Here is a 23,512-nt window from a genome sequence, read left to right as displayed (position 1 = left end):
AGACATCTGACGGGAGATGAAGATGGCTGACGCCATCTTCATGCGTTGCCTGCTTACGGTTTGAGTGGGCAAGCTGCTCCCAGTTGATGCATTGAAATGATGCGTTCCTCAGTACCGGACGTGTACGTCGTACCGTCCAGTTCGAAGGTGTACCAAACACGGGCGCGCCCGTCTTTAAGGGCAGCATTGAAGTTAGGTATGGGCAGTATGTGTGTGTCATAGGGCTCCACACGCCATACAAACCCATTCAAACTTTCCGCTGTCAGGGTAATTTCCTCGACCTTGTCAATGTCCGGTATTGGCGTTTCACCGGTAAAGCCATGCACTGCCGTCCAATGCATCGTAACTTTGGCACCCGTCACTAAACCGTATGCCGCCAGGTCCGGCACCTGAACACGAATGGCCGCTGCGGCACCGCTATCGTCATCCGGGTCATACAATGATCGGCAGGTCAGCCAGCCCACGGGAGCCTCGGTATTGCCACCAAGAAACTCAGGGGCGTCCGGGACCAAGACAATGGCCGTTACGGTTACATCGGTCGATGGCGACACTGAGGCATTGGGAACACCGTCCCGAGTGATCCTGTAATGCACCGGCACTACGCCGTTTTTGTGGGCTTCGATGTAAGCCCAAGGGATCGTTGCCGTGACTTGCTCACCGGGATCGGTGTCCAGCACCTCATGATCCGCTTCAGTGATATGGGTTCCACCCCAATGGAAGGTAATTTTATCGCCCTCGATAAAGGTGCTATCGAGCACGAACGTCAGGGTCGCAGGCTTGAACTGGTCGTCCGGCGTCAGTTCATTGTTTTTGCCCGAAACCTCACCTTTGACCGTGACGTTGTCCAACTTCGGGTTGACCGGGTCTGGCCAGGTTGGGTCTGGGCCTGGATCGACCGGCCCGATACGTTCAAGGTTAACGTCCACAGCCGTCCGCTCGGTGCCCGCTGGCACCGCCCCCCGTCGCAGTGCATAGCTGACAGGTGTCGACATCGCCCCGCTGCCTGCGGCCGCATACTCGCCCCACACTTGCAGCGGCAACAGGTTGATTGCCAGTGGGAAAGATGGCGCGTTGCCAATCGGCTGCCAACCCAGTTCGAGGGAGCCCCAGGTCACCTGTAACTCATCTGTGGGCTTGAAGTGCTCGAATGCCGGGATATGCACCGACACACCCGTGAACACATCCTCCTGGTCGATCACTCCATCGCCAGCCAGCGGCACTTCAGGAGCCTTCAAACCCGAAGGCAATGGCCCAAGCGCAACACCCACCGCGGTAGGAGGGGCGATTCGGCTGATGTTGCCGGCCTTGTCAACCAGCAGATAGAGGGCGTAAAGGCCACCATCGCCTGCGGCTTCGATGGCAGTTCGGGGCACCTTCAATTGCTGTGGTAACGTTCCGACATCTACAGTCACGGCAGGTAATACCGCGGTGAGGTCCTCGGGTACATCCTTCAACCAGTAGACGGCAACCTTGTCGCCGGCGGCATGATCAGGGTACGAACCCAACGTCAGCTCAACATCTGCCACGTTGGCGTCGGTGACATCTGCAATCGGCGCAAAAGCGGGCGGGACGTTACCTCGGTTGGGCGCAATGCGGTCAAAGATCAGCGCGAGCCTTCCGCCCTGAAGCCTCGTGCCCCCACTGTAAGGTAAAACCTCATAAGTGAATGTCTGTGTACCTTCACCCCACGCCTCAACTCTTTCCCTGGGCACGGTATACGGCAGGGGGAACTCGTCTCTATTACTTTCGTCAAGTTCCCTATTGATTAGTTCTTCCCGCCCCCCGTTCTCACTTAAATGATAAATATATAAAGTGTCGTAAACGCCGAAGCCGGGCGGCGCAAACGTGTCCCATGCCGGGATGCTGACTGTCAGTTCCCCATCAGCGCTGAGCAACACTTGGCTTTTCAGCGTGTTATCAGCGGGATCGGCCAATAGGCTCGGGTCGATCAACGGGGCTTCCAATGCAGTGGACACAGAAGCCTGCGCCCGCTGCTGACGCACGGCCTGGCGGGTTTGCTCGGCCGTCATGGTCCTTTTTTCATACGTGCTCATTACGTTTATCCTGTCGCGCTGGAGGGTTAAGGACGCCGAAACTAAGCGAGTTGCATACCGTTATTTAAAGGCCCCTGTTCAACACGAACAACTGGCAGAACTGACAGTTGACTTCTTGCATCAGCCTTTTAAACCGCCGAGTAATTATCGAGTTATCAACAAGATCGAGCGCCGCGCGGGCGGCGCTCGATCTCAAGGGCACCAGATCACTCCGGATATGCGCCTAACCGCATCGCCAAAGCCCAGAAACACCGGTTACACCGTGCGCACCGCTCAAAGGGTTTCCTGCATCGCCAGGCGATCCAGCGGGTCATACGCATAGTTCGCGCTGGCTGTACCGGCCGCCCCGTTGACGCTTTGCAAACGCCCCAGCGCATCGTACGCAAGCGTGCGCCCTTGCTCGTCAAGCACCAGGTTGCCGTCCAGGTCATACTCGAGCGCGACAATAAGCGGCGAATCCTCAAGCCCGCGAATTTCGAAACCAGTCAGCTGTGCAGGATCCAGTTCATTGTCGAACTGATAGCGGGCATCGAGGGTGCCACCGTCAAAACGCGTGCGCACTCGGGAGATATTGTCCAAGGCATCGAAATCGAAGCGCTGGGCCTGGATTTTCTTGCCGTAGGGGTCGACCGGCAGGTATGCGTCTTCGCCCTCACACATGTAATCGGTCAATCTGCCACGCTCGTCGTAGGTGTAAGCCTCCTCTCGCAGCACTCGCCCGTCCTCGGTGAGCGTCTTGCTCACGATCGCATCGAGCGCATCATAAGCCTGCGCCAGCACTTGTTGCGCATCGTCAAAATCAAAGCGGCGCGACGTTTCACGCTCAAACTCATCGTACTCAAGGGTGGTCTGCAAACTGCGAACGCTGCCATCGGCATCACGCGCCTGGGTCATGATCGACCTGTTACGCCCCAGCGAGTCATAGGTGAACGTACTGGTCAGCGCACCCAGGCTGGTTTGTTCGAGTTGGCCCAGCGAATTGTAGGTATAAGACTGAACCTGCCCGAGTACATCGGTGTAACTCAACAGGCGTCCGCCCAGGCTGTGTACATAGGCCATCTCGTAGCGAGCCCCCTGCTGAACTCGCGTCTCCGACCGTACCTGGCCGGTACTGAAATAAGTACGCGAAAGCTCCTCGCCCTGCTCCTTGCAGTACAGCAACCGCGCATTCTGCTTGTCATACTGGTATTGAGCCTCGACCCCCGAGTCAATCACCGTCCGTTGCAAAGGCTCTTCACCCAACTGAGGCAGGTATTGGTAACGGATTTTCTGGCCACTGGGTGTGATGACCGATTCAGGCTGACGCATGCCATCGGCATACTGCAGCACGCGCCGGCGACCGCCGGTAATTGATTCGACCATGCGACCCAGGCCGTCGAACACCTGCTCACCCAACACGCTCTGGGTAGCGCCATCGGGGTGCAGCACCTTGATCAGCACCGGCAAGTCTTCATCGCTGTGACCAGCATACTCACGCACCACCTGCGAGCCATCGGCCAGGGTATGCGTGTGCAAGCGGTCGAACTCATCAAAGGCGAAAGCAGTCTGGGCGCCGCGGCCGTCGATTTCTCGCGCCGTGCGACCAAGGCCGTCATAAAAGTACTGGTGCAAGCTCTCGCGCGTACCATCCAGGCGCAAACGTTCGACCCGTACCGGCTTTTCGAAAAGATTCTGCCAGGTGACGGTCTTGCCAGTGCGCAACAGGCCGTCCGCCGCCTCGCGCCACTGGGTGAGGATCGGCCCTTTCGATTCTGGCGTACCGATCGGGTCGATCTGCTCATGGGTGCGCACGCCGTCGGGGCCGATTTCACAGCTGCGCTGCCCCCAGGCGTCGTATTCGAAGCGGGTGCGCAGCGGCAGATCGTCCAGCGCCAGCCATTCATATTCGGTTTCTTCAAGCAGATTGCCCAAGGCATCGTAGGCAGCGCTGTAGCTCAACCGTGGCGCCTCCTGGGCGGCCATTGTCTGCGCGAAGTCAGGGTCCTGGCGCAACTGGCGAACCACACGATTGAGGCCGTCTACGTAGCTCCAGGTGGTAACCCCTTTGACATCTTTCATGACCTGCACAGCCTGATTTCCCGTGGAGGACAACTGGTAGCTGTATGCGCGCGCGGCTTTGAACTCCTCCATGTTCGGAGCCACCGTTTCCAGCACTACCCGCCTGAGCTGGTCGTACTCGTAGGCAATCTGCACCTGGTTTTCATCGTAGTTGAGCAGGGGCTCGCCGATCAGCTCCGAGTACTGCAGCGTATTGACCTTTTGCGCCCCGTCGAAGCCGGTCGCCGTAGCTTGTATCTCCACTACCGGGTGCTGATTCACCACCCGTAGGGCATAGCGGTAGTCGGTACGGGTAGGCTTGCCGCCCATGCTCCGCACCTCGCTCAGGCGCCGGCCATGCAGCAGCGGATCGGCCAGCGCCTCGGCGTACTCAATCCCGGTATGGCAGAGGATGGTGCCGTCAATCACACGCACCTGGGCTTCGCTGTCTGGCAAAAGCTGGCCCTTGGCCTGAGCATCGAGTGCGCCCAAGGCGATATAGGTGAAATTTCGGCTCAGGGCCTCTGCCTTCCCCTCACCGTCGGCAGCGGGCACCAGCACCTGTGATTTAAGGGTGCGCACGAAACCTTCCGGGTCGCTCGGACAGCCCTCGCTAGCCTCGGCCGGGTAATAGCTATAGCGTGTCTGTACACCATTGGCCTGTACCTCCAGGGTGAGGTTGCCGTGACTGTCGTATTGCGTGGCGGACACTTCAGTACGGCGATCCCTGGAGTTGCCTTGTAACGACCAGGCAGAGGTCACCGTGTTTGGCAACTGGAAGTTGTTCGGCTGGTCTGCGAACAAAGTGTCACTTCGTTCGTGATAGGTCGTTGTGACGGTTTCGATGCAGCCTTGCTGGGTGGTGACCTGCGAGGTCAGCAAGTGAAAGCGATTGAATGTGCGCTCAGTCGTACGCAGCGCGGTGCCATCCTGATACTGACTCGCAGTCGAACTGTAGACAAAGCTGGAACCGGTGAACTTGTACAGGTTGTCCAGCCCGTTGTCCTCCCAGGCCACCCCCGTGCCATTACCAAGGAAGTTGTTGCTACTGAAGGCATACCGCGTTTCGATATCCGGCTGCCCCCCGCCCGGGCTCAGGACATGCCGCTGCACGTACGGCACCGTTCGCCCTTGGCCGCCGGGCAAGGCATGGCCGTCATCCTTGTACTCAATGACTTCGCGTGCACCGACGGGAGTGTGCAGATCAGTCAGGCAGCGCAACTCGCCCACCCGGCGATAAGTGAATGCCCAGCGTGCCTGGTCCGCAGTTGGCAAAACAATCTTGACCAGCTCATCACCCGTGCGCTCCAGGGTGTAGCGTGCGAACGCTTCGGAATCAGGGTTCAGGTCGATCAGCACCCGTGAATGGCTACTGTAATCGATCTTGAGCAAGGTGCGCGGGCGACCGTTGACCTGGGTGTCATCGGTAATGGATGCCAGGCACGGCTCGCCGTTTACCACCTGGTAGGTCAGATTGATGCCGTGCCCGCTCGCTGCCAGCACGCGTACAGGCAAAGCCACCGCAAATGTGGGTGCCTGCGGCTCAAGCAGCTCGATCAAGCCGGACTTGTGGGCGATCCGAAAACACTTGTTCCCTCCCTCGCTGACGTTGTCGAAATGAAAACTGTCGATCTTGCGTTCAGGTATCACGGCCTTTTCGCCAGGGCCATTGTCTGCCACCTTGAAACTCTCACCCGTATGCAAGCTGAGCATGCCGCTACTGACGACAAACTGGCTGAGGTTAAGGCTCCAGCCGACACCGAATCCGGTGTCCTGGCTGTTCAGCGGGTTGTAGCCCAGGCGCAGTGGCAGCGTGGGGCCGCTGAGGTGGTTGGCAGGCAACTCGGGCAGCTCTATCAGTAGTGAATACAACCCGGTTCGCGGGTCGACACTCCCCTGCACGAAGCTGAGAAAATTGAAAGCGTTGGAATGAATAAGGGATTGCGTCGTCATAGGAACACACTCGTTCTGATAGCGGAAAAAAGTCGCCCCGCCAAGGGGCGACAAACACTTACTGAAGTTCAAGCGTCAGTGTGTTTCGGCCATCGGCTCCGCCGCCAAAAGTGGCCTTGAGCCGGTGCGCAATGCCAAAGTTGTCGATCAGGGTGAACAACAATGGCTTGTCCAGCACTTCACGGTATTTCTTGCCGCCTGTGTCGTACCAGTAGTTCAGGTTGGGCGCCCGATCCAGGCTTAACAGCAGGCTGCCTTCGGCGACGTCTTCCTGCCCCTTGAAGCCGTAATCCAGTTCCTTGAAATTCACCAAGGACTCTTTCGCCAACAACTGCAACTCAGCCTGATACTCGATGCCCGTAGACGCAGGTACCGCACCCGGGTAACGGCGTGGCTTGAAGGCGAAGCCGGTGTACGTGCAATACGACTCCTTGAGCAGTTCGCTTTCCCACCTGATCATCGAGGCGTGATCGAAACGAGCGCTGGCAAACTGCACGTCCCTGGCGCTGATCACCCAGTAATCGGTGGTGTAGTGCCAATAGTTGAAGGTATCCAGCGGCTGGCCGTGATCCGAACCCATTCGGCTGGCCACACGTTTTGCCACCATCGAGTAGTTGCTGATGCTCGGTGCCGGTACACGCACCCCTTCAAGTTGCACGACCCCCTTGGTTTCGTCCTTTTCCTGCGAGTAGTGCCAGCCATTGGAATGGTCCTGGAACTTGGCCTTGAACTTACTGACTTCCGCCTCCAGGCAATGTACATAGACAGTCACCGTGCGCCTGGCATCAGCGGGCGTGCGCAATGGCACCTGCGCAGCCGGGGCGCTGCCGGTGGGCAAGTAGTCGAAGCGATTGCGAACCTTGCTGACCGCCCATTTCCTCGGGGAACCGGTTTCGTCCGGGTCAAGCCCTTCGCACCCGGGACGCAGATAATCGACTTCAGTGCCATCCTCATGCAGGATCACCAGCGTCGAGAGTTCCAGATCACTCACTGGGTCCCAGACCACACCCTCATCGCCCTCGAACGAGTTGGTTTCGATCAGAATGTCGATACCGACCTGCTGCAGCCCATTGGCCAGCACCCGGTTGCGGTTGGCGTTGTTGAGCGAAATTTCGAACCTGTTGAGCGTCTTCCAGCGCGCCCGCAGGCTGGCCACTTGTTGTGGCCTGTTAGGCTGGTGCTCGATAACGGCAAAACCGGGATGTATGCCAGCGATACCGGCGACCACGCTGACTTCGCCCGCGTCGCTTTCAGGCGCCGTGTACGCGCCGGTGGCCGAGTCGATCTCGCCGGCACCGAACAGTACCCACCGGTCAGCGGGGTAGTCGGCCAAAGTGAACGTCTGCATCCCGCTCGGTGGCATCGTGCTCACATGAAACGGTTCAACCTTCAGCACTGGGGCACGGTTGAGTATCACCACAGTGGCATAACCACTCTCGGCGCCGCAGCTGACCTTGATACGCTGCAGCACGACCTGGGCCGCCCCCGCCTGGTCCTTGGGCACAAAGTGGGCGATGCGCGGGTCGGCAGGGTCGGGCTGCAAGATGCCATGCTCCCCCCCCTCGAGCGACCATTGCACCCCTTCACTCTGGGACGCATTCAGCTTGATCGCAGCGTCTCCCTCGCCCCAAAGCACCACCCTGGGTGATATGGCCAAGGGGTCGCTGGACTCGACCACCAAGGCCGTACTGGTCTTGTTGCCCGTTTCGCCGGCAACGTGTGCAGTGACCACCACCACTTGTTGATGGCTGACGAACTCGTTCAGCGCTGAGGCGGTATAGCGGCCTTCGACGACCTCACCGCAGGCTCGCGGATGAAGCAGGTTGCGCGCCGACCATGCACCGGCGGGTGTTCCCTTGAGTTGGTAATTGACCTGGCGCGAGGCCGCGACACTGCTCAGGGCAGGTTGCAGGTCTGCGCTTTGCGCAGTGGCCCCGATGTCACCGAACAGAATTGCATCATGCGCAACATGCTCTTCGGCCATGCTCACCTGATAAGCCTGCACCAGCATTATCCGCGCCAGCGTGTTTTCGGCACGCCGGCTCAACAGTGACGCCCGCATGCGGTCTACCAGCAAGGCAGCGTTGTAGTTGCCGCCCCGTCATCCAGCGCGGGCAACAGGTAGGGCAGCGCAGAAGGAACGTCCCCCCGGGCAGCACTGCCGCGCAGTTGCATCAACAGCAGCACTGCACCATCGTCTTCGGGTGAGGCGCCACTGCCGCCGCCCTCAGGTGCTTTCTGGGTCACGACATCGAAGCTCTCTATCGCCGTCGCGTCATAACCCAGCAAGTCGAGTGTCAGCACAGGCAGTACCCACTCAGTGCGTTGCTGATCAAGTTGCTGCTTGATGAAGTCTCCCATCGCACGGCTGGCGATCTCGGACGAGGCCAGATTACAGGTAGGCTCGGTGACAGTGCTCAGGTCCAGGATCAACTGGCTCTGGCTGGAAAAGGGTATGGGAATCACCCTCAACACCGCCTGCATCTGCAACTGGTAACCCATGCCCTGCATCAATACATGACTTCGACGCAGCCAGGCTGGTGCCTTGGGATGCTGAGCGATCGCATGGCAGGTACCGGCGATCAACTCCATGCTGACGGTGACGTGCGCCGTTCTACCGCTGGCATGCTTGAACGACAGTTGCGGGGGGCCGAGCATGAGGTTGTCGAACACGACCTTCTCGGTACGATTCTCCATGAAGTACTCGCCGCTGATCGGCAAGGTAAAATCCTGCGTCGCGAAGGCATCGACAAATTGTGTCTGGAGCAACTGATTGAAGCGCTCCCGGCCGATGGCCAGGATTGCGCCCCAGCCATGCAACACACTCCCTTTTTTCAGTTCATCGAGCAGGTTTTGTTTGGAGTTGGCAGCCATGATCAGCTCCTCCTTTGAGTGCTGTGCACCTGGACATGTTCGATCAGTTCGATGTGGGTCTGCTCATAGGGCATGGGCAGCACTGCGTAGCCCCATAGAAGGACCGGCGAGGTCTTGTCAACAGCGGCAACGATGATGTAGTCACCTTCCGCACCCGGTGTGTAGATCCCTGTCGTTGCCAGATCGCCCTCGCCCTTGACCAGAAACCACAGCGTGTTCGCAGGCGGTATCTCCACTACGCCCCCGTCCCAACTTTGTGCCCACAAGGCCAGTTTGAGGGTATTGTCCGTTTGCGCAGTGACCCTCATCTCGGCAGTGGTGGTTGTCCACGGAATAACCACATCCATGGCCTCTGTGTGTGCCCCCGAGCTCACGGTGACCGTGTCCAGCTGCATCAGATAATCGACTGTACCGGGAGCCCCCTGCTGTTTGGTTGGGGCGACGTAGATACGCGTTTCCTTGTCCACCGGAATGTCCAGGTCCGAATCTTCAGCGCCCGGTAACCGCAGGGTGCCTTTGGAGCCCGGCTTCATCGCCCAACTCATCGGAGCGCCCAGGCTGCCGCCGACCACAACGTAACGGGATGGTTTGGCAGGCGACTGGTCAGAGAATTGGCCGCTGAGCATGAAGGGGAAAACCGAAACGCCCTGCGGCACGACGGTCACCAACGCCCGGCTGACCTGATCACCAGCCGTTGCGGTGACAATGACCCGCTTGGACGTCCCCGTGATTGCGTCGCTTGCCGGCGCGGTATAAACACCGTTGGCAATGGTGCCCTTGTCCCCTGACTCACCTGGCAGGTGATCGAGGCTCCAGGCCACAGCTGCACCAGGAAGTGGCGCCAGCCTAAAGGTCTGTGTGGTGCCCGCAGAAAGCGTGGCTTCCAGCGGTTCGACGGCGAATGCGGTGAGCTTCGGTGCCAAAGTACCCAGCAATGACAGGTCGCCAGGTACCTGCAGGTTCCGAGGCTCAGCGATTTGCTCGCTACGGAACAGCAAACCGTTCAACCGCAGCACATCGATAGACGCGCCTGCCGACGCAACCGCCGTAACCACCTGATCGAACGCGTTTTTGAAAGAAGTTTTGAAAAGGTCTTGGGCTGTTTTGAATACTTCTTCCAACCACACGAATTGCCGACCGTCGTATTGAGCCAGAGCAACATCGATCTGTTGTTCTTTTTTCACCACTTTGACACGGCCTTTGTGCTCGCCAGCGGTCTCGAGTTCAAGCGCAAAGTTTTGCCGACACGTATAGTCAATCGCCACCGGATATTTGACTGCCAGACTGCCATTGCCCCCATTGGCTCTCCAGATAAACTCGTCAGACTCCAGAACTGGGTGATCCTCTCCAGACGGCGGCCATTGACCTTTCCACTCCAGCACAACAACGCCGCCCTTTGAAGCAAGCGTCATGTTCACCGAGGTCCTCAGCAAATCAAACCGCCATGCTTTGAAGCCATCGATGCGCCTGGCGGTAATTGCACCGTCCAACCCTTCATACAAAGGAGGCGTTGGAAAACGGTGTGTCTGCTCGGGGCTTGTAAGGGTGAGCCCCGGCCAAGTCAGCTGGGTGATGAAACCCGCCTGCGATTCATACTCCGGTTGCTCGTTTTCATAACCCGGGACTTTCTTGAACATCTGGGCAAGCACCTGTTTGCTCCAGACATCATTGCCCACCAGCAGGTTCATCGTGAACGGATCCGAGGAACCCGACTCCGGCAACAAGTACGGCATGTCCTCGTCCCGGGTTGGGAAGTCGCCCCCCCGTGCACCATTGAACGCGACGCCGACCACCACTGCGCCCTCGTCCAGCTCAGCCGGATCACTGCTGACGATCGATTGCCCAGCCTTGGCCAACGAATGGGTACGCACCGCAAAAGACGTGGGTTTGAGTTCGCCCTCGACAGGCTTGAGAATATTCAGCTCCCACACCCGCTCCTCGGCCGGTAGCGCTGCGAAGGTGCGCTGAATGGCGCTGCCGACCTTTTCGTTCAAGTCTTTCCAACTCGACACTTCGAAGGTATAAGCCGACCCTTGGGAGAGGTCCAAGGTCACTCGCCCTTCATCCGTGATCGTACCGTTATTACTTTGATTGAGGTTGATGTTCATGCGTACAGCCGGGGCGCTCAACGGATCGAGCCGCGAAAGCCCTACCAGTTCTGTTTGACCACTGCCGAGCGCTTTGCGCAGTTGTTTGAACTTGCCCCCCGACACGTGCATGCTTAAACGGGCAGCCGAACTACTGATGTTGGAATTGACGAACGACAGGCTGGGCTTGTCCAGCGTCAACTCAGAAATATCCGTCCAGCTGTTGCCCTCCGTTTCCACCCGCAGGCTGATCGGTTTCAACCAGTGACTGCCATCAAACCGTTCGATATGTTCTTGCGCCAACAGCATGTTGGTTTTAAACCGGTCATAAACCAGCAAGGCGCCCCACCCTTTCGTGCGGGGTTCGACGCTCAGGTAAGACAAATACTCTTCGAGTGTGGGCTTGGCCATTTAATGTATCTCCAGACAATCGAGTCTTCATTAACAGGCGAGCGACACCTGTCCTCAGGCCATGTAAATGCCTAAAGAAAACAGGTACGACGCACGTTGTTGGGTATCCGCAGACGCCCTTAATGGCGCAGTAGCAATGCGTTGGCCACAGGGCGGTCGGTCAGTTGTTTCTAGCGGTTCAACGTCAGTGTGATACTTCTAAACGGCGTGAAATAAACGCCGCCGTCAAAGCTGAGCCGTGGCGAAATGGTAAAACTTTCGCCCCTTATCAACCCTTCCAGAAATGCCTTGGGCAACTTCGCCCTTACGCCGTTCTCGGCTTGCTCGGCAGTGACAGGAGCGCTGTCCAGAATCACCTCTTCGACCTCGCCCGTCGCGGTCACGCCACTGACCACAACTGTCAGCAATTGGCCCTGCTTACCGAACAGCCAAGTGCCCAACGCCAGGTCGGCCCCCGCTGCCGGTACCTTCGCCAGAGAGAGCCCACCTGCATCGGCCTGCGTGCAGGTAATCTGTGGGTAGCTGGTGCTGGGCACCGGCGTAATCCGAAGGTTGTAGGGCGCCGAGTCGACTTGGCCGGTAGCACCGATCAGCCGGTAAAACACCTGAAAGCGCCTGGACTCGTCCTTTTCGCCGCGCCCAAAATTGGCTGGCACATAGTCTTTGGGAATGAAGAAGCGAAGCGGGTTGGCCGGGCTGACCGGCTCCTTGGCTATGTACTGGCCTAGCGCTGACTGGCCCATCCAGTGCACCTCGGCAAGCTCCCCTGGGGCCAGCGTGTCTGCAGGCACTACGACGTAAACCCCGTCCTTGGCTTCAAGGCCGGGGATGCGGCCAGCATCAGCCGGGCCTTCTGGAATGGCACCCCTTACATCGGCGGCAGGCAGCGACCGTATCAATGCCACAGTCACCTGAAGCTCACTCGAGCTCAAGTTGCCTCCCTTACGTCCATACAGGTAACTCAATCGCACACTGCTACCGGCGTTTTGCATCACATTCTCGACGGGCACTCGAAAAAAAAGCGAGCCGGCAGCCAGGCTGCTGGGATCGACCCGCGCCGCCTGGACCAAATCACCCGCCGGGCTGCGCCAATGCAGGACAACATGGTCAGACACCTGCATACCTGGATACGCCGGCACCGCAATGGCCAAACCATTGCGAAACTGTGTCGGGTCCAGAGGGTCACCTTCGCTGTGGCCCTCGATGCGCGGGGCAGCGAGCAGGTCGGGCAACGTTGCCTTCGAGTCGATTTCCCAGCGCTGCAGAGGCGAATCGACACTACCACCGTCCACCAGGTCAATGCGGTAGAAGCCTTCCATGTAGCCTTTTTCCAAGAAACCGAACCAGTTTTTGGGCACATCGGCAGACAATGGAATCTTGTCGAAATGGTCTTTTGTCACGGTCAGCGTACGCGACCAAACGCTATCCTCCACTCCGTCCTCGTCATACCCCACCAGTTGCAGCGTGATCGTGTCATCTACCTGCATGGCCTGATACGGTGCAACCAGCATCGTAATTGCCCCACCGGCGGGCAAGGCACCTGGCTGAAGTGTCAAGCCATGTGACGGCAAGGCATGCAGCACCGAAAGGGTTTCCGGTTCGGTCCGTGCGCGCAGCCCTACGTAACAGAACTTACGCAGGGACTCCTGCCCATCGTTGACCTGATAAGAGTAGAACGCCCAACCCCCTTCGGCGGCACGGAGCCTGTCGTTGCGGATAGTGACCTCAAGCCCATTGGCCACATCCTCCGGGCCAACTTGAAGCTGCGCTGTAACATCATCAAACGCCTCGCCGGACGGGCTGGCACCCACCCAACGGGGCCGAACAAAGTCTCCATCTTGCATACCGGTATATTTAATGTAGGTCATCAGGTTCCGGTCACCCAATGCCGTCAGATCAACTTCATCATATTCATTCAAATCAGGAACTTCTGGTTCCTCGAGCAATGCTCTGTGCTGCGCACTCATGTTTAACGACCTCGGATTAAAGACGGTGGATACCCAACCGTGGTAATGGCTGAATAACGCCGTTGACGGTTGATAAATAATGAAGGCGTTACCCCCTGCCCACCGTGTACCGCCTGCGGCTGATCTGACCTCAGTTATAAACCGCCCTGAATAAGCCGGACAACTGGCAAAACTACTAGGTGCGCCTTAAGGCCAACTCTCCTAGCCTTTGATCAGGCTTTACAGGCCCTGCGCGCGAACCTGCGCTGACATTGGCGACTCACACCCAGATGAGTGAAGCGCTTAACCAATGAGGTTTCTGTCATGACACATGAAAATACTCCGCTTCAATCAGGGGTCATTATCGTTACCGATCCCGACCAGGATTCCCGGGCACTCAACATCCCTGTAATTACCAAGGGCGGCACCTTCACACTTGACCTGACAAGCGGCGACACTCGACTTGGCACACCGCGCAAAATTCAAATGGACGACATACCGTCTGCATCACTGATCACCTTGTATTCCAGAAATATGAAGGCGGGTGAACCCGAATGGAGTTTGCGCTTGAAAACCACGCACCATACGGCACGCTTGAACAATCAGGATGTTGATTATTTCTTCAACACCTATATTGCCAACGACTTTATCAAAGAGGGTTTGGGTATCGTCGTAGAGGGCAAAAGCACGGGTACAGTCAAGCGCGACACCCTCGGCAAAGTGGTCGTTGTAACTTCACCTACCCCCCCCACCCGCTGAGCTGAGTGGTTTCACGAGGAACACGGTATGTCTTTGCATTCCAATGCGTTCAACTTCATGAGTTTCGTTCAAGGCAGCGTCGATCCACGCACCGGCCAATATACGCTCGGTATCGATTTGCCGGAGCTCAACGCCAACGCGCTGTGCGGCCCCAACCTGCCCCTGCAACTGGGTTTCAACCCCCTGAACGAACGCAACACCGGCTTTGGCATCGGCTGGAGCTTGAAACTGACCAGGTTCAGCGTGCCCAACGGCATGCTTGACTTGCACACCGGCGAGAGCTTCCATGTCGCCGACAATGGCCCGGGAGAAACCGCCGTTATCACGGAGCGCAAGCTGGAAAGCTTCCAGTTCCGCAATATCAGCGAGGGGGAAAAAAAACGCTTTCGCATCGCGCACAAGTCTGGGCTCACCGAGATCCTTGAGCCACAGGCCCCCAACTTTGAAGTGGCCCTGCCGGTTCGAGTGCTGGCGCCTTCGGGGCATGGTATCGACCTGCTTTACACCCCGGTCAATGGCCAGCCTTGCCTGGCGACGATTCGAGACGACAGCCAGCGCACCCTGCTGAACATCGACTACGGCCGCAACGACCAGGTATTGCTGGACCTGCAACCAGAGACTGACGCCCGAGCCCGGTTCAGCCTGGGCCTGCAAGGCGACCAACTGATCAGTATGACTTTGCCCGGTGCCGATCAGGCCAGATGGGAGTTCAGCTATCGAGCCATCGGCGGGTCGTACTACCTGACCCGCTTGAGCAACCCGGTAGGTGGTGTCGAGACAGTGACTTACAAGGAAGACGGCCACGCGCTTCCCGGGGTTGCACAAACACTGCCCTATGCCGCCGAACATGTTCTCCAGCCCGATCCGCTGGATGAAACAACCCACATGAAAAACACCTACACCTTCAGCAGCAACAACTTTCTGGGCAACGGCGCGGGCGTCACTTGGACCGAAGGCGGCGAAGACAACCTCTACAAATCGACACAGGCCGGCTTCAGCTACGAATCCACGGCAAGCCACTACCTTGATGGCCAGGTACTGCGCACCGTCAAGCGCAGTTTCAACCGTTTCCATCTGATGACCGAACAGGTCACCACCCAGCAAGGCTGCATCGAAACCGTCAGCACCACCTATCACGAACTGGCCAATCGGCAATTCGCAGACCAGCCGAATTATTTCCAGTTGCCGCACAAGGTCACCAAGACCTTCACCCTGGAAGGCAACTCGCAAGACCGTCGCGATGAAACCCAGCTAACCCGCTATGACGCCAGCGGCAATCTGGTTGAAGAAATTCAGGCCAATGGCATGCGCACCGTGCGCGAGTACTATCCCAAGGAGCAAAGCGACGGCTGCCCGGCAGACCCGGAAGGTTTCGTGCGTAACCTCAAGTGCGAGACTGTCTACCCGGCCCCGGTTGATGATGACACGCTGCCAGCAGCCCCGATCAAACGTAATCGTTACCGCTATGTGCAGCTGCCCGGCCTGCGCCAGAGCACTTACAACGCGCTGCCTGATGGCTGGCTCGCGCTCGAGCAGGAAGACACCTTCGCGGTCACCCCCGAGCAGGGCGAGGAACATGAGACGCTGTTGCACAGCAATCATCGTACTTACTTGAACATGCCTGAAAAGCCACTTCTGCACGGCCGAATCGATCAGCATCAGTTCAGCATGAATGGTGTTTCGGCGGGCCGCCGCTGGCGCTATGAGTTGATCAATGACCCTGCAGGGCAACCTACCTGGATGCAGACCCGGGAGACCTACAGTGCGCCGTGCGGCACCCTGGAGGCCACCACTCGTTCGGCACAGTCGATCCTCAGTGGCCAACTGGTCGAAGAGCAAGACACCCTGGGCGTGGTCAACCGCTATCAATACGATGTGCTCAATCGCGTCGTGGAGCACACCACAGCGCCAGACGAACCGGCATACAAGGCGACCCGCCGCTTTGCCTATCCGCGTCTGAGCGAAGACGGCCGCACACGCACCTGCGAAGAAGTCATCGATGCCAAAGGAGTGCTCACGCGCATCGTCTACGACGGCCAGAACCGGCAGATCAGGGAAGAGCGTGAGGTCAGTGCCCCGGGCAACCCGCAACAGCGCCTCCAGTACACCGTGTCACAACAGCGCTATGACTCGGTGGGCCGCCTGATCGGCGAAACCTTCTACGACTACCCGCCTGACATCGTCGATACCCAGGCGCTAGCGCCAGATGTGACCCGCAACTACAGCTATGGTTACGACGGCTGGGGCGCGCGCAGCGAGGTGCTTCGCCCAGATGGCATCAAGGAGGTGACGCACGCAACTCCTTTCGGTGACGGTGGCGATCTTGTCACTCGCTGGCGCGAGAGCCCGGATGCACCGGGGGTCAAGCAACAGCTACAAGTCAGCCAACTCAATGCCTTCAATAAACCGGTCTTCGAGTATCGCCAGCTCGAGCGGGGCGACCAGCCAGCCATTCAGGCGGGCCGCACGGACTTCGTGTATGACGGGCTTGGCCGCTGTATCAAAGACACGTTCAGTTTCACTGAGAGCAGCACCCAGGCAGCACGACGCGTCACCGAATACGTCTACGACGTTTGGGGGCGTATGGCCGAGACCGTGCGCCCGGACGGCACCGCACTGATCCGTCATTTTGCCCCGCAGAGCACCGGCGAGCTGACCACCTCGCTGCAGGTGCGCAAGGCGGGCGCCAGCGACAGCCAGACGGTTTGCGAGCGAGCGTTCGACGGCCTGGATCGCTTGGCCAAACTCAAAGTAGGCCCGCGGGTAGAAGAATACACCTACCACGGCACAACCCAGCTGGTGGAAAAACGCACCGCCTACACCCTCCAGAGCACCGCCAAGGGCATGCGCAAGCGGGTGATCGGCTATCAGTACTTACCGCAGTTGACCGCGCAACCCACTCACGTGAACGCCAGTATCGAAATGGATGAGCAGGTACTGACCAACAGCACTCTGCAAGCCAATTTTGCATACGAACCGCTGAGCGCAGACATTTCCACTGCTGGCAACAGCAATGGGAGCCGCGAATACCAGTATTCCGATCAGGGCTACCTGGCAGCAGAATCCTGGAAGGTCGCCGGCCAGCTCAAGCATCACAGCGACTACCGCTACTCGCTGCAAGGCCAAATCAGGGCCCTCGAGCACTCCGATGTCCACGACAGCATCTATGGCCATGACGCATTGGGCCGGGTCACCAGCATCGAGCAGGGCACCCTGCAAGCGGCGTTCGAATACAATAGCCAAGGTTTGCTCGCCTGTACCACCACCCGCGACAGCGCCAATGCCGAGCGCCATGTGCAGTGCACGCAGGACTATGACTCGCTGGGACGCGAGGTAAAACGAACCCTGAGCGCAACCGGCAGTGAAATACAGGTCATCACCCTGACCTGGCTGGACAACGACATGCTGCAAAACCGCACCCTGGAACGCGGTGGTAAAGAGGTACGTAAGGAAACCTTCGAATACGATGAGCTCGACCGCCTGGTCGCGCACTACTGTGAAGGAGAGGCACTGCCGTGCAATGCCAAGGGGCGGCCGATCAGCAGCCAGCTGTTCCGCTTCGATGAGCTGGACAACCTCACCCGCTGCCAAACCGTATTTGCCGATGGCAACACCGACAGGGCTGACTTTACTTATGCCTCCGATGGCAGTTTCAAACTGTTAGGAGTCACGCATCAGCTGCTTGAGGATTACCCCGAAGAGCAAGCCTTCGACTACGACGAACTCGGCAACATGCTCAATGACGAGCAAGGACGCAAGCTGGAGTACGACGCCCTCGGCCGCCTGCAACGAGTGCTGGATGCCGACGGGCTGACGCCTCTGGTCGAATACCAGTACGATGGCCATAATGTGCTGGTGGGCTCGCTGCACCGTGGCACCCGGCAGGACGCCCGCCGCTTCCTGGGCCAACAACTGCAGTGCACCTCGCAAGACGGTGTGCTCACACAGTACCTGTATGGCGCAAACCAGCCCTTGGGGGTACAGCGCTACCCTACAGATCCCGCCGCCACGCAACTGCTGCTAAGCGACCTGCCCGGCAGCGTCATCGGCGAATGCGATGCTGACGGCACCCGCCATGCAGACTATAGCGCCTACGGCGAACGGCCTGAAGACAACGGCATGCGCAGCCTCCTGGCATTCAATGGCGAAGCCCGCGAGGAGGTACTTGGCTGGTACCTGTTAGGCAGCGGCTATCGCGCCTACAACCCCGCGCTGATGCGTTTCCACAGCCCGGACTCGTTTAGCCCCGAAGAGTCGGGAGTCAACCCCTACCTGTATGCCCTGGGCAACCCAGTCAACTGGCGCGACCCAACCGGGCACCGCTCTGAGGGCGTTTCGCCGCATCGCGATCCCCCCTCGTATGTCGACCCGCCCGAGAAGCCGAAGACGCCGTGGAGCGCATGGTTGGGGGTGGGCATCGCCGCTTTGATGCTGGGCGTATCAGTAATCACGATGCCTTGGACGGCACCGGCGAGCATCGGTATCACCCTAGGTTATATTGCAGGAATAGGCGGAGTAGCTGCCAACGCAGCGGCGCTAGGCATTCAAGCCTACTTGACGGCGACCAACGACGATAATGCCAACTTGGGCTACATCGCCTATGGGCTCAGCTTTCTGGGCGGCTTCGTCGGGGGTGTGGGGATCAATAGCGTCCGCGCTGCACTGCGCACAGCCAGGGCCGCCCAATCCGCGAAGGCGATGGCCAGTTATCAGGCGGCGAAAAAGGCCTTCTTCAAGAATATCACCGACGTCCAATTCCCCAAGAACACAGCAAATTCGCAGCAGTCGCCGCGAAATCCACCGCCCATGTCCCGCCAGGGGCCCCAGCAGTCCAGCCAGGGGCCCCAGCACCGCAATTCGTCAAGTTCGTCAAGTTCGTCAAGTTCGTCAGACAACTTTGAAGGGCCGGGTCCGCAGACCAATGAAAACCATCAGTCGCCCCCACATACCCCTCCAAGCTCTCGCAGGAATCCGCAGTCGAACAACTCTCAAAAGGGTGGCGGTTCCAATACCGTTCTCGAATCAGTGCCGCCCAGTCCATGGAGACCGATTCCGGCTGACCTTACCTTAGTAGGTCTAGGTCAAAAAATAGCCTGGAGAAATAACGGCACGGAGTGGAGGATCGAATAGAGTTAACAAAAGCGTTAACTGATATGAACTCCCGCTGCGCATTGCGGCGGGAGTTCATTGCATTACGTGGACGACTCCACCGCAAAGCAAAGACCTTTCCTACATCCCACCTCCCCGCGCCAGCCTAACCTAGCGCCCTCGAACACGCTGTACCCAGGCCCTGATGCGGCCGGTACGCCGCTGCTCAACCCACGCACCACACATCGCTCACCGACCGCGCCCAGGCATTGATCGGTAGCGCAGTTCAGGACCCTCCCATGCTCCAATTTGACCGGCGCAGGCCTCTGCCGTCGCGCCTGCGCTTCGCCCTGCAACCGCCATTGATGGGCGGTTGCCTGACCCTGGTGCTGAGCGCCCCCTCTCTTGCCGCCGACCTTCCTGCACAGTTCCAGGCAGGCTTCATGCGCCAACCCCCTGGCCAGGCGGCAGAAGCCGGTGCGCTCGCGCTGCAGACACTGGCGGCCCAGACGCCGCTGACAGCAGGGCGCTATCGCGTGGCACTGCTGGTCAACCTCACGCCCGTCGAAGAACGCGAGATCGAATTCCATGAGGCCACCCAAGGTACAGGCCTGCAAGCCTGCCTGACCAGCGAACTGTTGCGCACTCTGAACCTGCGTGAACAGGCGCTGGAAACGCCCCTGCCCGACGACGATCGCTGTGTCGACCTGCCTGCGCTGATCCCGCAAGCGAGCGTCGATTTCGACCCGTCGCAACTGCGCTTGTCGCTGTCCATTCCACAGATCGCCCTGCGCCAGGACCGCTCGGGCAACGTGCCGCAGGAGCGTTGGGATACTGGGATCAATGCTGCCTTCGTCAACTACCAGGCGTCTGCCCAGCACAGCACCAGACGCGACGGGCGCAACTCCAGCAGCCAGGACCTTTACCTGAGCAGCGGGCTCAACCTGGGGCCCTGGCGCCTACGCAGCCAGCAGGCCTTGCGCGAGAATGAAGAAGGCCTGCGCCGCTGGACACGCACCGACACCTACGCACAGCGCGACCTGCCCGGCCTGTATGCCAACCTCACGCTGGGTGAGACTTTTACCAGCGGCGAGGTATTTCGCACCTTTGCCTTCTCCGGTGCACGCCTGGCCTCGGACCAGGGCATGCTGTCCGACACCATGCGCCAATACGCTCCGGTAATCCGCGGTGTCGCACAGAGCCGGGCCAAGGTCGAAGTGCTGCGCAGCGGGTTTGCAATCTACTCGACCTACGTCGCGCCCGGGCCCTATGAAATCGATGACCTGAGTGTCGGCTCCGGCAACGGTGAGCTGGAAGTCGTGGTCACGGAAAGCGATGGCCAGGTCAGCCGTTTCATCCAGCCCTATTCATCGCTGGGCAGCCTGTTGCGTGAAGGCGTCTGGCACTACACCGCCACAGCCGGCAACTACAATGGCGCGAAGCACCTCGACAACCCGCGCTTCTGGCAGGGCACGCTGGCCCGCGGCGGCGCCTGGAACACCACCCTCTACGGCGGCGTGCTCGCCAGCGACCATTACCGCGCCACAGCACTGGGCATGGCCCGTGACTTTGGCGAGCTGGGCGCGCTGTCACTGGATGCCACCCAAGCCAATACAGACTTGGGAAGCACGCTTGGCCGCGTCCAGGGGCAAAGTTATAGCCTGCGCTATGGCAAGAGCTTCCAGACCCGCACCAGCTTGCGCTTTGCAGGCTACCGCTATTCCACCGAGGGCTATCGCGACTTTGACGAGTCCGTTCAGCAGCGTTATGCCGATGCTCGGTTTGCAGGCAGCCGGCGCAGCCGGGTCGAAGCCTCGATGTACCAGAACCTTGGGCGCAGCAGCTCACTGAGCCTGACGCTGTCCCAGGAAGACTACTGGCGCAGCGACTATCAGCGCCGCCAGTACCAGCTGCAGTACAACACACGCGTGGACAAACTGGCGATCAACCTGTTCGCCTCTCAATCGCTTAGCGCGCGCAATACCAACAGCCGCCTGTTCGGGGTAAGCCTGAGCCTGCCGCTTGATTTCGGCCGCCGCCCGCACACCGCCTCGTTCAGCCTGCAACATTCCGACGGCAAGCACAGCGAGCGGGCGAGCCTGCAGGGCGGCCTGCTGGATGATCGTCTCAGCTACCATGCTTCGCTCGCCAGCGACCAGAACAACCGCCAGAGCGGCGCTGTGGCGCTCGCGTATCAAGGCAGCCAAGGTAGCTTTGGCGTGGGTTACAGCGAAGCAAACGACCAACGCAGCCTGTCGCTGAACGCCAGCGGTGCGCTGCTGGTGCATGCCGACGGCATCGCCTTGGGCAGCTACCTGGGCGAGAACCCTGCCCTGGTCCATGTTCCCAACGTCGCCAACGTCGGTGTGCAGAATGCGTCCTCGGCACGCACCGATGAGCAGGGCTATCTGCTGGTCTCACACCTGAACCCCTACCGGATCAATTCACTGGTGCTGGACACCGACCAGCTATCACCCGAAGTGGTCATCGACAATGCCAGCCAACAAGTGGTGCCTCGCCGGGGCGCGGTGGTCAAAGCCCGTTTCGATGCACGCAAAGTGGTGCGCATGGTCCTTACCCTGCAGCAGCCCGACGGCCGGCCGCTGCCGTTCGGCGCTCAGGTCAGCGATACCCACGGCCAGGCACTGGGTGTGGTCGGCCAAGCCGGACAAACACTGCTGGCCACCACCGAACCCGGCCAGCAGCAATTGCAGGTGCACTGGGGCGACATCGAAATCCAGAAATGCCATGTGACGCTGGATGCACGCGCGATGCCGGTCAGCGACGGCTATCGCATGCAAACGATCGATTGCCTACCGCACTCAGCTGACGACACCGACCCGGCTTCCGCCAACGCCCCACAGGGACACACCTCATGACCTCATCTTGCCGCAGCCACCTGCACCCACTCGCCTTGATCCTGTGCAACCTGGCGCTCGGCCTGGCGTCCACCAGCGCCCACGGCAGCTGCGCATTTGCCGCTGGCGGCCCCACCTACCTGACCTTTCAAAAAGACCTGGGCACGTTCTGGGTCCCGCGCGACGCCCCGGTCGGAGCACTCATCGGCAAAGCCAACCTGTTCGCCCGCAATGAACAGGGCACTACGCTGCAATGCTTCTATAATCCCGTCACCCCGGTGACCGCCAGGCTTCTCAACACTGCACCGTTGTTCAGCGGCAGCCTGCCACCGGTCGACGGCAAAAACGTCGATGGCCATGTGCTGCAAACCAACATCCCGGGCGTGGGTGTCTACATCGATATGGGCGTCCCGTACAATGGCGCTAGTAGCAACAGCTTCACACCGGACGACGGCACTGCCATTCCCTACTCCGGGGCCATGACCCAAGATACTGTGTTCGCCGCGCAACTGAGCGCGGTCAACGGCCAAGCGCTGTTCATCAAGACCGGTGATATTGACGCAGGCCCGCAGCGGGTCAGTGGAGAGATGTTCCATGGCTTTATCCACGACCTGGGCAAGGTGCTGGATTATCGGCTAACAGCGACGGTCAATCGCGCACAGTGCACCCTCAAAGCCGATGCGGTCAGTGCCGACCCTGTCCTGCTGGGCGACCACAAGGTAGATGACTTCAAGGGCGTCGGCACGCACACGCCGGCCACCCCCTTCCATATCACCCTCAACGATTGCCAGGACAACAGTACGCCGGGCGCCAAACGCGCAGATATCTACCTGCAACTCGACGGTGTCCGAGGATCCAGCGCCATTGACCCCGACCAAGGTCTGTTCAGCCTGACCACCACCTCGGATGCTGCAGGCATCGGTATCCAGATTCTACGCGGCGACGGCTCACCGATGCCCTTGGAGGCCGACCAATTGGTCAAAGAGCTTGACGTCGGCCTGACCCGCCTGGACTTTCAGGCACGCTACGTTCAGACCGCCCCAACGGTTAAACCTGGTGTGGCCGAAGGCGCCTTGAATTTCACCATCACTTACCGCTGAGCACGGCATCGCCCCTGCTCCAGGGGCATCGGCGTACTCTCGCCGTCCATGGCAAAAAATCCAGACGCAAAAAAAGGGACCAGAGGTCCCTTTTTTCGTCTTACATTTGGAGCGGGAAACGAGACTCGAACTCGCGACCCCGACCTTGGCAAGGTCGTGCTCTACCAACTGAGCTATTCCCGCATTGTGAAGCTTTACCGCTGTCGGCGTGAAGCGTCTTGACGACCTTCACCACCACTGCACCGCATAGACGCCACAGTATTTAAACTGGAGCGGGAAACGAGACTCGAACTCGCGACCCCGACCTTGGCAAGGTCGTGCTCTACCAACTGAGCTATTCCCGCA

The 23,512-nt window shown here is 59.3% G+C and carries 10 protein-coding genes and 2 tRNA genes; 4 read left to right on the top strand and 8 right to left on the bottom strand.

What is annotated here, in order from left to right:
• Positions 1 to 53: 53 nt before the first annotated feature.
• The 6 genes from EGJ09_RS21795 to EGJ09_RS21775 all read right to left on the bottom strand — a co-directional run bounded on the left by EGJ09_RS21795 (position 54) and on the right by EGJ09_RS21775 (position 13,383).
• A complete protein-coding gene (locus tag EGJ09_RS21795; protein WP_115275604.1) occupies positions 54 to 2,054 on the bottom strand; it encodes a hypothetical protein in 2,001 nt (666 codons plus the stop codon).
• 273 nt (positions 2,055 to 2,327) lie between these two features.
• The gene (locus EGJ09_RS21790; protein WP_125924759.1) at positions 2,328 to 6,044 is read right to left on the bottom strand and encodes an RHS repeat protein; all 3,717 of its coding nucleotides are present in this window, start codon (positions 6,042 to 6,044) and stop codon (positions 2,328 to 2,330) included.
• Between the two features lie 58 nt (positions 6,045 to 6,102).
• The gene (locus EGJ09_RS21785) at positions 6,103 to 8,106 is read right to left on the bottom strand and encodes a hypothetical protein (protein WP_256658451.1); all 2,004 of its coding nucleotides are present in this window, start codon (positions 8,104 to 8,106) and stop codon (positions 6,103 to 6,105) included.
• A gap of 5 nt (positions 8,107 to 8,111) precedes the next feature.
• Positions 8,112 to 8,918 carry a hypothetical protein gene (locus EGJ09_RS26845; RefSeq protein WP_256658450.1) on the bottom strand — a complete coding sequence of 269 codons (807 nt, stop codon included), beginning with the start codon at positions 8,916 to 8,918 and terminating at the stop codon, positions 8,112 to 8,114.
• 2 nt (positions 8,919 to 8,920) lie between these two features.
• The gene (locus EGJ09_RS21780; RefSeq protein ID WP_125924758.1) at positions 8,921 to 11,416 is read right to left on the bottom strand and encodes a hypothetical protein; all 2,496 of its coding nucleotides are present in this window, start codon (positions 11,414 to 11,416) and stop codon (positions 8,921 to 8,923) included.
• A gap of 170 nt (positions 11,417 to 11,586) precedes the next feature.
• Positions 11,587 to 13,383: a hypothetical protein gene (locus EGJ09_RS21775; protein ID WP_125924757.1), complete on the bottom strand. Its 1,797-nt coding sequence runs from the start codon at positions 13,381 to 13,383 to the stop codon at positions 11,587 to 11,589.
• A gap of 303 nt (positions 13,384 to 13,686) precedes the next feature.
• Here EGJ09_RS21775 and EGJ09_RS21770 point away from each other — a divergent pair, with 303 nt between their 5' ends.
• The 4 genes from EGJ09_RS21770 (at position 13,687) to EGJ09_RS21755 (ending at position 23,167) form a co-directional block, all read left to right on the top strand.
• Complete coding sequence (locus tag EGJ09_RS21770; RefSeq protein WP_115275599.1) at positions 13,687 to 14,121, top strand: hypothetical protein; 435 nt, start codon at positions 13,687 to 13,689, stop codon at positions 14,119 to 14,121.
• Between the two features lie 27 nt (positions 14,122 to 14,148).
• Positions 14,149 to 19,251 (top strand): RHS repeat domain-containing protein, encoded by a 5,103-nt coding sequence (locus EGJ09_RS21765; protein WP_125924756.1) that lies wholly within the window; start codon positions 14,149 to 14,151, stop codon positions 19,249 to 19,251.
• 257 nt (positions 19,252 to 19,508) lie between these two features.
• On the top strand, positions 19,509 to 22,088 hold the full coding sequence (locus tag EGJ09_RS21760; RefSeq protein ID WP_125924755.1) for a fimbria/pilus outer membrane usher protein: 2,580 nt from the start codon (positions 19,509 to 19,511) through the stop codon (positions 22,086 to 22,088).
• Positions 22,085 to 23,167, top strand: coding sequence for a fimbrial protein (locus EGJ09_RS21755; RefSeq protein ID WP_125924754.1), 1,083 nt, complete (start codon positions 22,085 to 22,087; stop codon positions 23,165 to 23,167). The genes EGJ09_RS21760 and EGJ09_RS21755 overlap by 4 nt, the downstream gene beginning before the upstream one ends.
• 107 nt (positions 23,168 to 23,274) lie before the next feature.
• Here EGJ09_RS21755 and EGJ09_RS21750 read toward each other — a convergent pair.
• Both EGJ09_RS21750 and EGJ09_RS21745 read right to left on the bottom strand, forming a co-directional pair.
• Positions 23,275 to 23,350, bottom strand: a tRNA-Gly gene (locus EGJ09_RS21750).
• Positions 23,351 to 23,435: 85 nt separating this feature from the next.
• A tRNA-Gly gene (locus EGJ09_RS21745) sits at positions 23,436 to 23,511 on the bottom strand.
• Position 23,512 lies beyond the last annotated feature (1 nt).

Origin of the sequence: Pseudomonas sp. p106, assembly GCF_003936645.1 — a bacterium.
GTDB lineage: Bacteria > Pseudomonadota > Gammaproteobacteria > Pseudomonadales > Pseudomonadaceae > Aquipseudomonas > Aquipseudomonas putida_E.
This window is presented reverse-complemented; position numbering and strand designations above follow the sequence as displayed.

Bases quoted from the DNA above. Each gene is read 5' to 3' on its own strand.
- EGJ09_RS21795 (WP_115275604.1), bottom strand. From the start codon at position 2,054: ATGAGCACGTATGAAAAAAGGACCATGACGGCCGAGCAAACCCGCCAG.
- EGJ09_RS21790 (WP_125924759.1), bottom strand. From the start codon at position 6,044: ATGACGACGCAATCCCTTATTCATTCCAACGCTTTCAATTTTCTCAGC.
- EGJ09_RS21785 (WP_256658451.1), bottom strand. From the start codon at position 8,106: ATGCGGGCGTCACTGTTGAGCCGGCGTGCCGAAAACACGCTGGCGCGG.
- EGJ09_RS26845 (WP_256658450.1), bottom strand. From the start codon at position 8,918: ATGGCTGCCAACTCCAAACAAAACCTGCTCGATGAACTGAAAAAAGGG.
- EGJ09_RS21780 (WP_125924758.1), bottom strand. From the start codon at position 11,416: ATGGCCAAGCCCACACTCGAAGAGTATTTGTCTTACCTGAGCGTCGAA.
- EGJ09_RS21775 (WP_125924757.1), bottom strand. From the start codon at position 13,383: ATGAGTGCGCAGCACAGAGCATTGCTCGAGGAACCAGAAGTTCCTGAT.
- EGJ09_RS21770 (WP_115275599.1), top strand. From the start codon at position 13,687: ATGACACATGAAAATACTCCGCTTCAATCAGGGGTCATTATCGTTACC.
- EGJ09_RS21765 (WP_125924756.1), top strand. From the start codon at position 14,149: ATGTCTTTGCATTCCAATGCGTTCAACTTCATGAGTTTCGTTCAAGGC.
- EGJ09_RS21760 (WP_125924755.1), top strand. From the start codon at position 19,509: ATGCTCCAATTTGACCGGCGCAGGCCTCTGCCGTCGCGCCTGCGCTTC.
- EGJ09_RS21755 (WP_125924754.1), top strand. From the start codon at position 22,085: ATGACCTCATCTTGCCGCAGCCACCTGCACCCACTCGCCTTGATCCTG.